Source organism: Embleya sp. NPDC001921, from assembly GCF_053594475.1.
Map to the genome: position 1 here is coordinate 163,420 of NZ_JBSFEO010000011.1, position 9,779 is coordinate 173,198.

A 9,779-nucleotide genomic window follows, 5' to 3' on the forward strand; every position below is an offset into this window, starting at 1 on the left:
CGCCACGTCGTCGCGGAGCACGCCTTCACGTCATCGCGGTCCGCGCGCTCGGTTCGTCGCGGCGCGTGCGATCACTTCGTCGCGGAGATCGGCGGCCCGGCCGGGAGCATCTGGTTCTGGGCCGGGTCCCACCGGAACACGCCCACCGCGTCGCCGGCGCTGTGCTTGCCGGGCGCGAGCGACGCGAGCGGCATGCCGGGCAGCGCGAGCTTGGTCAGCGATTCGGCGCCGCGCCGCCAGGACGCCGCGGTCAGGTCCCGCCCGGCGGCGTCGGCGGCCTGGACGAACAGCCGGAACGCGGCGCACGAGTTGGCCACCGCGCTCAGCGCCTCCCGGCTCGCCGCCGCCGCGTCGAAGCGCTCGCCGACGCCGCCCGCGTTGTACTCGTCCACGCACGCCGTCACCGCCGGGTCGGCGAGCAGTTCGGCCTTGGTCGGGATGTACGGCGCGGCCACCGTCACCCGCTGCATCGTCGTCGGCTTGATCCCGGTGGTCTTGACCACCGCCGGGCTGAGTGCCTGGGCCGAGGTCGCGTACACCTGCTCGGGCAGCCAGTTCGCGCGCTGCAGCGCGATCATCAGGTTGGAGAAGTTGGAGGTGTTGAGGATCGTGTCGGCGCCCGAGGAGCGCATCTTCTGGACCAGGGTGTCCAACGCCTGGTCGCCGGCGGCCTGGTCGGTGCCGTAGTCGTCGAGCGGGGTCTGCGTGACCACGTCGACGCCGGCCGCGTCCAGGAGCGGTTTGACGGTGTTCTTGGTGACGGCCGCGTCCTGGGCCTCCCAGTACAGCGCGACCTTCCTGCCCTGGAGCAGCTTCTGGTCGAGCAGCGCCTTGACGGCGGCGGCCCGCTGGCGGTCGTCGGCCATCTCCAGCGCGACGAACGGTGCCTTGGAGCGGCGGTCGCGTTCGGCGGACTGGCCCCATTGGCCGAGGTAGGGCGTGCCGTGCGTCTCGGTGAAGCACAGCGGGGTGTCCCCGGTGAGGATGCCGATGGCCAGGAACACCTTCTTGTCCTCGCTCAGTTCCACGCACGCGGCCTGCGCCTCGGCCGGGCCGGTGGGCAGGAACGGGCGGAAGGCGAGTTCGATGGTGCGGCCCTGGACGCCGCCGCGCTTGTTCTGCGCGGCGATCCAGGCGGCGTACATGTCCTTGCTCGCCGGGCCCTCGCTCGGCACGCCGAAGGCCTTGAGTTGCGCGGGGTCGGTGGCCGCGACGCCGAGCTTGACGGTGGTGTCGGTGACGCCCTTGGCGGGGCCGCTCGGGGCGGCGGCCGGCCCGGCGGGCTTCTTGTCGTCCGACTTCTTCTCGACCGAGCAGCCGACCGACGCGGTCAGGCCGAAGGCGACGAGCAGGACGCCTGCGGCGATACGTCGCGCCGGAGCGGGTCGGTCTCCTCGGAGCAACACAGCGGCTCACCTGTCCTTCGAAGGAAGTGTGGGAATGGCGGCCGGGGAGGCCCTGGCCCCGGCGAATCCGGGGGGATTTGTGTGTCACATCACGACGGCGGGACGCTAACATTGAATACATGCCAGATGGAAGGCTTTCGTGGACGGCATCATCCCGACTCCTCGCCGGCGGTACGCTCGGCGAGGCCGAATCACACCACTTCGACCCCTCTCGTCCGCCCCGCTCACGGGCGGATCTGCGCTACTGCGACCTGCCCGCGGCCGACCCGCGACCGGGTACGGCACCCCTGCTCCTGCTGCACGGATTCGCGGGCAGCCTGGCCGACTGGGACGGCGTCGCGCCGCTCCTGGCCCGGGATCGGCGGGTGCTGGCGTACGACCACCGCGGGCACGGCGGCAGCACCAAGTTCGGCGACCGGTCCGCGTACACCTTCGACGAGCTCTCCGCCGACCTGGCGGGTTTCGTCGAGCGCGTGCTGCCCGAGCCGATCGATCTGCTCGGCCACTCGATGGGCGGCGTCCTGGCGCTGCGCTACACGCTGGCCCACCCGGACCGGGTGCGGTCGCTGGTCCTGATGGACACCGCCGCCGAACCCACCGGCACGCCGCTGTCGCGGGCGCTCGGCAAGGGCATGAACGCGGTGGTCGGCCGGTTCGGCCTGACCCCGCTGCTGACCGTCCTCAAGCCGTTCACCCGCATCCCGGCGGACGCCGACCCCGACGTCCCGGCCCGCCGCGAGCGGCAGACCCGCGCGCTCACCGGGATGGACCGCGCCGCCTTCGTCGGCTGTGCCGAGGCGCTCGGCACGTATCCGTCACTGGTCGGCCGGTTGGCGGAGCTGTCCTGCCCGGTCACCGTGGTCGTCGGCGAACACGACCGGCGGTTGCGGGGCGCGGCCGAGCAGTTCGCCGCCGGCATCCGAGGGGCGGAGCTCCGGGTGATCCCGGGGGCCAAACACAGCCCGCAGACGGAGCGACCCCAGGCGTGGCTGCACGCGATTCGCGAGCACCTGACCCGGTAGCGGCCTCGAACACCGGCCGGGCGAAGTCGTGCCCGGCCACGAGCCGCCCGCTCCCCCGACACGAAGGAACGATCGCGTGATCGCCAAGACCGACTTTCCGCCCGGCCGGTGGCGGGCCCGATGGATCTGGGCCGAGCCGCGGGACGACCGCCCGCCCGGCCGGCACGCCGTCGCGCTGCGGGCCGAGCTCCACCTCGACACCGTCCCCGAGCGGGTGCCCACGCGCGTGGTCGCGCTGTCCGGGTACGCGCTGGCCGTCAACGGCGTCGAGGTGGCCCGGGGGCCGGTGCGCGCGAATCCGCGCCTCCGGCCGTACGACGACCTCGATCTGGCCGGCCGGCTGCGACCCGGGGCCAACGTGGTCACCGCGCTGGCCTGGGTCTACGACGGGCCGACCCCGTGGTGGTTGCCGCCGTCGCCGTTCGGCAACGACCTGGTGCACGGCGCGTTCGTCCTGGAGGCCCGGCTCGGCCCGGACACCTGGTTCGTCACCGACGAGCGGTGGCAGGCCCGCGTCCTGGACGGCTGGACCGCGACCGCCGGCGGCGGGACCGTCTCCGGCCGTGGCCGCGAACTGCTGGACGCCCGGGCGCTGCCCGCCGACTGGCGGCTACCGGACCACGATCCGGGCTGGCCGGCGGCCGTGCTGCGGCGCGCGATGACCACCGGCGAGCCGGGCCGGCCCGAACCGCCCAGCTACCCGGGCGGCCCGTTCGGCGGCCGGCCGATCACCTGGCCGCAGCCGCGCGAGACGATCCTGACCCCGGGCCCCGGCGGCGGGTACACCGCGGAGCGGGTGCTCTCGGGCACTCTGGTCGTCGACGCCCAAGGCCCGGCCGGCACCGAAGTCGTGGTGCACACCGCCGAGTTCCTCGACCCGAGCGGACGACCCGCTCCAGGCGAGCACGACGCGAGCCTGGCGGTGACCGCCGACGGCAGCCGGCGCGTGCTCGAATCGCTCGACTCCTACGGCCTGCGCGGCGTCCTGGTCCAGGCCCCGGACGAGGTCACCGTGCATCGCGTGGCGGTCCGCGAACGCACCTACCCGGTCACCGGCGGCGCGTGGTTCACCTGCTCGGATCCGCGCCTGGAACAGATCTGGCGGGTCGGCCGACGAACCGTGACGCTGTGCTCGGCGGACGCCTACGTCGACTGCCCCACCCGCGAACAGCGGGCCTGGACCGGCGACGCGGTGGTGCACCAGTTGGTCGACCTGACCACCAACGCCGACTGGCGGCTGGCCCGTTGGCACCCGCGGCTGGCCGCCTCCCCGCGCTCGGACGGCATGTTGCCGATGGCGGTGGCCGGGGACGCCGAGTGGGCCGACTTCACGGTGATCCCGGACTGGGCGCTGCACTGGGTGCACTCGGTGTGGAACCTGTACCGCTACGTGGGCGATCGGGAGGAGATCGCCGAACTGCTGCCGGTGGCCGAGCGCGTGCTGCGCTGGTTCGTACCGTTCCTGGACGACACCGGCCTGCCCACCGACGTGTTCGGCTGGGTGATCATCGACTGGTCCGCGGTGCACACCGAGGGCGTCTCGGCCGCGCTGTGCGGCCTGTGGGGCCGGGCCCTGCTGGAGTTCGCCGAACTGGCGGACTGGCTCGGCGATCGGGGCCGGGCCGACTGGGCGCGCGCCGCGCACGCCCGGCTCGTGACGGGCTTCGAGCGGTTGTGGGACCCGGAGCGGGAGCGCTACGCGGACTCGATCGCGGACGGCGAGCGCCGGCCGATGGCGTCCCAGCACGGCCAGGCGGCGGCGATCGTGGGCGGCCTGGTGCCGGCCGAGCGGATCGAGCGGCTGGTGCGGGTGCTCACCGCCGAGGACGACCTGGTCCACGCCGCCTTCAGCGCCCCGGAGGGCCCCGCCGACCCCGGCTCGGACACCGAGGTCGGCGGCGCGCACCTGCGCGCCGGGCCGCCGAAGCCGTGGTGGGACACCGGGCGGCAAGTGGTGCGCGCCCAGCCGTTCTTCCGCTACGTGGTGCACGACGCGCTGGCCCGGGCCGGCCGCGCCGACCTGATCGCCGGCCTGTGCCTGGACTGGGTCGCGCTGCTGGCGCGCAGCGACACCTCGTGGAGCGAGACCTGGTACGGCGGCACGGTCAGCCACGGCTGGTCCTCGACGCCCACGCGCGATCTGATGACCCGCGTCCTGGGCGTGGAGCCGGCCGAGCCGGGGTTCGCGGTGGCCCGGATCGAACCCGAACTCGGCTACCTGACCCGGGCCGCGGGTGCGGTGCCGTGCCCGGCGGGCCGGATCGAGGTCGTGGTGACGCCGAGCCTGTTGACGGTGGACAGCCCGGTGCCGTTCGTGCACGCCGGTCGGCGCCGACCGGCCGGGCGGCACACCATCCACCGGGCGGACCGACCGGCGCCGTAGCGGCGACGCGCACCGGATCCCGGGCCGGCGCGGGGCCGCCGGCCCAGGCGCCGGATCCGGGCGCCCGGCGCGAGGTCACCTCGCGGTCTCACTGCCTCGCCGTTCCGCCCGCCTCCGGCAGCGGGACGGCGAGCACGGCCAGGAAGCGGTCCAGGAACTGGCCGTAGGCGGCCACCATGTCCACCCGGTCGGGCTCCAGCAGCCACTGCACCTGGAGGCCGTCCATCGCGGCCAGCATCAACTCGGCGCAATGCTCGGCGTCCACGTCGGCGGCGATGTCACCGTCGTCGCGGGCCCTGGCCAGGTGCCCGGCGGCGATCTCGCGCGCGATCCGGTAGCGCTCGACGAAGTACGCGTGCGCCGGATGCGCGGGATCGGTGGCCTGTACGGACAGCGTCGCGAACAGCCGGATCAGCAACGGCTGTCGGGCGTTGAGCGCGACCACGTCCCGGCTGGCCCGCACCCACGCGATGCCGGACACGTCCACCGGCTCGTCCGGGGTCAGCGTCAGTTCGTCCTTGTACCGCAGCACGGCGGTGAGCAACTCCTCCTTCGACGCGAAGTGGTGCCGCAGGCCGGTGTGCGACAGACCCACCTGAGCGGCGATCTCGCGCAACGAGACCGCGTCGTAGCCGCGCGTGGCGAACACCTCGAGCGCCGCGTGCACGATCTCCTGCCGCCGCGCGACACCGCGCGCGTACGGGCCCCGTGCCCCCGTGCGATCCGACATCCGTCCGGCTCCCCTCGTGAAAGCATTCCACCTGGAATATATTGAATGTAGTGTGCCCCGCGTGTCGCAGGCCAACGGTCATGATGACCGCACCCTTCCCCTGTCCTCGGTCGAAGAGGCGTCCGGCGCCTTCGAGCCGCTCGAAACCACCCCCATGCACAGCCCCAGGGCGCCGGACGCCCACCTCCTCGAGCGCATCGAGGCGGCCCTGGCCGGACTCGACCTCGAACGCAAGGTCCGGCTGCTCACCGGTTCGGGATTCTGGCGAACCGCCGCGGAACCCGCCATCGGGCTGCGCGAGATGGTGTTGTGCGACGGCCCGGCGGGCGTGCGCGGCGAGCGCTTCGACGAACGCGAGCCGTCCGCCTCCCTGCCCTGTCCGACCGCGCTCGCCGCGTCCTGGGACGAGGACCTGGTCGAGCGGCTCGGCGGCCTGCTCGCCGTCGAGGCACGGCGCAAGCACGTGGACGTCGTGCTGGGCCCGACCGTCAACCTCCAGCGCAGCCCGTACGCCGGCCGGCACTTCGAGTGCTACTCGGAGGATCCGCTGCTGTCCGGTCGGATCGGCGCGGCGCTGGTGCGCGGTGTCCAGGCCGGCGGCGTCGCGGCCTGCGTCAAGCACTTCACCGCCAACGACTCGGAGACCGAGCGGTACTCGGTCGATGTGCGGATGTCGCGGCGGGCGCTGCACGAGGTCCATCTCGCGCCGTTCGAGGAGATCGTGCGCTCGGGCGGCGTGTGGGCGCTGATGGCCGCCTACAACAGCGTGGACGGTGTCACCATGACCGAGAGCCCGCTGCTGGACACGCCGTTGCGGACCGAGTGGGGCTTCGACGGGCCGGCCGTCTCGGACTGGTTCGCGACCCGCTCGACCGAGGGCGCCGCGAGCGCAGAGCTGGATCTGGCGATGCCGGGTCCGGGTCCGGACCGGCCGTGGGGCGCGGCGCTGGTGGCCGCCGTACGCGCGGGCCTGGTCCCGCGGGAGGCGGTCGACCGCAAGGTGCGCCGGCTGTTGTTGCTCGCCGCCCGGGTCGGCGCGCTCGCCGACATCGCACCGCCCGCACCGGCGCCCTCGGTGTCCGAGCCCGACGTACTGCTGCGCGAGGCGGCCGCCGCGGGCATGGTGCTGCTGCGCGACACCGGCACGGCGCTGCCGCTGGATCCGGGCACGCTGCGCCGGGTCGCGGTGCTGGGACCCAACGCCGACACGGCGCGGATCCAGGGCGGCGGCAGCGCGACGGTCGTACCGCCGTACACGATCGGCCCGCTGGCCGGGCTGCGCGCCGCGCTGGGACCCGACGTCGAGGTCACCCATGGCGCCGGCGCCCGGATCCGTCATCGGCTGCCCGCCGTCACCGGCGCGGACGTCCACGATCCCAAGACCGGCGAGCGCGGTCTGTGGGTGCGCTTCATCGGTCCCGGCGGCGAGGTGCTGCACGAGGAGGCGCGCGGAGGCGGGCGGCTGTTGTGGCTCGACGATCCGATCGTCGCGCGGGCCGTGGCGATCGAGGCGATCGGCGTGCTGGAGGTCCGCGAGGACGGGCCGCACCGGATCGGCGTGGCCGGCGTGGGCCGCTTCCGGCTGCTGGCCGACGGCGTCCCGCTCGTGGACGACGACCTGGTCACCGACGACCCGCTCGGCGGCATCCTCACCCCGCCCGAGCGGTGGGCCGTCGTCGACCTGAAGGCCGGTCGGGAGGTCGAGTTGCACCTGCGGCACGACTTCGAGGCGGAGCGCCCGGGCACCGGGTTCGTACTCGGCGTCGATCGGCCGGCTGCGCACGAGGACGCGGACCTGGAGCACGCCGTCGCGCTCGCGGCGGACGCCGAGGTGGCGATCGTCGTGGTGGGCAGCACCGAGGAGAGCGACAGCGAGGGCCGCGACCGGGCCCACCTGTCCCTGCCGGGCCGGCAGGACGAGTTGATCCGCCGGGTCGCGGCGGTCAACCCGAACACCGTGGTGGTGGTCAACAGCGGCTCACCCGTGCTGCTGCCCTGGCGCGAGGACGTCGCGGCGGTCCTGGTCGCGTGGTTCCCGGGCCAGGAGTTCGGCGCGGCGCTGGCCGACGTGCTGCTCGGGCGCGCCGAGCCGGGCGGCCGACTGCCGATGACCTGGCCCGGGGGCGAGGACGACCCGGCGGTGTTGTCCACGATCCCGACCGAGGGGCGTCTGGACTACACCGAGGGCATCCACCTCGGCTACCGCGGCTGGGCCCGGGCGGGCGCCACGCCCGCCTACCCGTTCGGCCACGGCCTGGGTTGGACCACGTGGGAGCACGTCGGGATGGAAACGGTCGCCTCCGGCGCCGACTTCGTGGCCCGGGTGACGGTGCGCAACACCGGCGCACGCGCGGGCCGGCACGTACTCCAGGCCTATCTCGGTCGCGCCGACGGCGGTGTCGAGCGCCCGGTCCTGTGGCTGGCGGGCTACGCGTCGGCGACCGCGGCGGCCGGCGCCGAGGTCACCGTCGACCTGCGTGTCCCGGCCCGCGCCTTCGAGCACTGGTCCGAGGAGACCGGCCGCCGCGAGAGCGAACCCGGCAGCTACAGCCTGCGCGTGGGCGGCTCCAGCGCCGACCTGCCGCTGCGCACCACGGTGGAGGTGCGCCCGACGGGTCGCCCCTGACCGGGGGTGGGACGGTCCGCGCCCACGCGCGACCGTCCCACATCCGGGCCCGCGAAGGCTCACCCGTGGGCGAGTTCGACCCGCAGGTCGAGCGCGGCCAGTCGGCTCACCCCGAAGTTGTTGCCGTACGTCAACCCGGCCTCGTGGCGATCGACGGTGCCGGTCGCCCACACCGTGGCGATGCCGCCGGAGGCCTTCACCGTGCGGGTGGTCAGCGTGATCGGCGTGGCCCGGTCCTTGATCGTCAGCAGCCCTCGGACCAGCCACGCCGCGCCCTCTCGTGTGACCTCCGTACTCGCGAACAGCACGTCGGGGTATCGGCCCGCGTCCAGGAAGTCCGGGTTGCGCACGTGTGCGTCCCGCTTGGCGTTGCCCGTCCCGAAGCCGGTCGCGTCCAACCGCGCCCGGACCTCGACGGGTCCGCCGTCGGGTCCCACCGACACCGTCGCCTCGTGGATCGGGAAGGCCCCGGTCACCGACAGGACCAGGAAGTTCTTCACCGTGAACGCGGCTCGGCTGCGCCGCGGGTCGACGGTCCACAACCCGGGACGAATGCTCTGCTCGGCGGATGTGGGTGTGCTCATGGCGGTGGCCTCTCGCTGGGGTGGGGCGTGCGTGATCGGCCGCTCCCGAAGCCGACGCGGGCGTCGACTCGTCCCAGCGTAGAACGAATCAGTTCCGGAACTCAAGCGTTCCATAACAGGGTGGTCGAGGCGTCCGGCTCCGGCGCGGGTCCGAGGTGGGATTCTGGGTACGTACACCCGCCACTCCGGTGACCGCCTCCGGCGAGAGCGCGCGGGCGACGAGCACGACGACGAGTACGAGGAGGCACCCATGCCGGACACCGAGGTCGACAAGACCCCCGCCGCCGATGCCGGTGCCCTGCGTCGCCCCACCGCCGCGCCGGCCGGACGCGGCGGCCGGCCGCGCGACGCGGATCGCGACGCGCAGATCATGCGCGCGGCGCTGGGCGTCCTGATCGACATCGGCTACGACCGGCTGACCATGGACGCCGTGGCCACCCGGGCGCGGGCCGGCAAGGCCACGCTGTACCGGCGCTGGCCGTCCAAGGAGGCGCTGATCGCGGAGGCCGCGCTGTGCGCCGGGGCCGACTCGGCCGAGCCCGTGCCCGACACCGGCACCCTGCGCGGCGACCTGATCGCGATGCTGGCCGACACCGCCGAGCACATCGACGAGTCGCACGCCCGCGCGGTGGTGGCCCTGTTGCCGATCCTGCCCGGCAATCCGGAGTTGGCCCGGATCGTCCGCGAACGCTTCGTCACCCAGTGGCAACAGATGTTGCGCCCGCTGCTGGACCGCGGCCGCGAACGCGGCGAGGTGCACCCGGACCGGGACCTGGGCCTGCTCGCGCTGGTCCTGCCCTCGATGGCCTTCTATCAGACGGTCTTCGCCGAACACCCGGTCGACGCCGCCGTGTTGACCCGCCTCATCGACGAGATCCTGCTGCCGCTGGCGGCCTCCGCGCCGCACCCCTGAGCCGTCGGCGGGGCCCCGACCGACGGCATCTCGCTCCCCCGCCACGGGGTATGGGGCGAGCGTTCGCGTTCGCGAGCCTCACCGCGCGGTGTGCGGCTTCCCGTTCGCGAGCCTC

General features: G+C 74.0%; 7 protein-coding genes. 4 read left to right on the top strand and 3 right to left on the bottom strand.

Annotation, left to right across the window (positions count from 1 at the left end):
* Window positions 1–71: 71 nt before the first annotated feature.
* Entirely contained in the window at window positions 72–1,406 is a 1,335-nt protein-coding gene (locus tag ACWCPW_RS15915; protein WP_449762130.1) for an ABC transporter substrate-binding protein, read from the bottom strand.
* Window positions 1,407–1,525: 119 nt separating this feature from the next.
* Between ACWCPW_RS15915 and ACWCPW_RS15920 the strand changes: the two genes are divergently transcribed.
* Window positions 1,526–2,428: an alpha/beta fold hydrolase gene (locus tag ACWCPW_RS15920; protein ID WP_449762131.1), complete on the top strand. Its 903-nt coding sequence runs from the start codon at window positions 1,526–1,528 to the stop codon at window positions 2,426–2,428.
* A 76-nt stretch (window positions 2,429–2,504) separates the two neighbouring features.
* Window positions 2,505–4,811 carry an alpha-L-rhamnosidase-related protein gene (locus ACWCPW_RS15925; RefSeq protein ID WP_449762132.1) on the top strand — a complete coding sequence of 769 codons (2,307 nt, stop codon included), beginning with the start codon at window positions 2,505–2,507 and terminating at the stop codon, window positions 4,809–4,811.
* Window positions 4,812–4,899: 88 nt separating this feature from the next.
* Here ACWCPW_RS15925 and ACWCPW_RS15930 read toward each other — a convergent pair whose 3' ends face one another.
* Entirely contained in the window at window positions 4,900–5,541 is a 642-nt protein-coding gene (locus ACWCPW_RS15930; RefSeq protein ID WP_331770830.1) for a helix-turn-helix domain-containing protein, read from the bottom strand.
* Window positions 5,542–5,695: 154 nt separating this feature from the next.
* Here ACWCPW_RS15930 and ACWCPW_RS15935 point away from each other — a divergent pair, with 154 nt between their 5' ends.
* Entirely contained in the window at window positions 5,696–8,167 is a 2,472-nt protein-coding gene (locus ACWCPW_RS15935) for a beta-glucosidase (RefSeq protein ID WP_449762203.1), read from the top strand.
* 59 nt (window positions 8,168–8,226) lie between these two features.
* On the opposite strand, the gene ACWCPW_RS15940 is transcribed toward ACWCPW_RS15935, so the two are convergent.
* Window positions 8,227–8,751 carry a YceI family protein gene (locus ACWCPW_RS15940; protein ID WP_449762133.1) on the bottom strand — a complete coding sequence of 175 codons (525 nt, stop codon included), beginning with the start codon at window positions 8,749–8,751 and terminating at the stop codon, window positions 8,227–8,229.
* 250 nt (window positions 8,752–9,001) lie between these two features.
* Between ACWCPW_RS15940 and ACWCPW_RS15945 the strand changes: the two genes are divergently transcribed.
* A complete protein-coding gene (locus tag ACWCPW_RS15945; RefSeq protein ID WP_449762134.1) occupies window positions 9,002–9,664 on the top strand; it encodes a TetR/AcrR family transcriptional regulator in 663 nt (220 codons plus the stop codon).
* Window positions 9,665–9,779 lie beyond the last annotated feature (115 nt).

Excerpts from the sequence above, each read along its gene's own strand:
- ACWCPW_RS15930 (WP_331770830.1), bottom strand. The coding sequence starts at position 5,541 with ATGTCGGATCGCACGGGGGCACGGGGCCCGTACGCGCGCGGTGTCGCG.
- ACWCPW_RS15945 (WP_449762134.1), top strand. The coding sequence starts at position 9,002 with ATGCCGGACACCGAGGTCGACAAGACCCCCGCCGCCGATGCCGGTGCC.
- ACWCPW_RS15940 (WP_449762133.1), bottom strand. The coding sequence starts at position 8,751 with ATGAGCACACCCACATCCGCCGAGCAGAGCATTCGTCCCGGGTTGTGG.
- ACWCPW_RS15935 (WP_449762203.1), top strand. The coding sequence starts at position 5,696 with ATGCACAGCCCCAGGGCGCCGGACGCCCACCTCCTCGAGCGCATCGAG.
- ACWCPW_RS15920 (WP_449762131.1), top strand. The coding sequence starts at position 1,526 with ATGCCAGATGGAAGGCTTTCGTGGACGGCATCATCCCGACTCCTCGCC.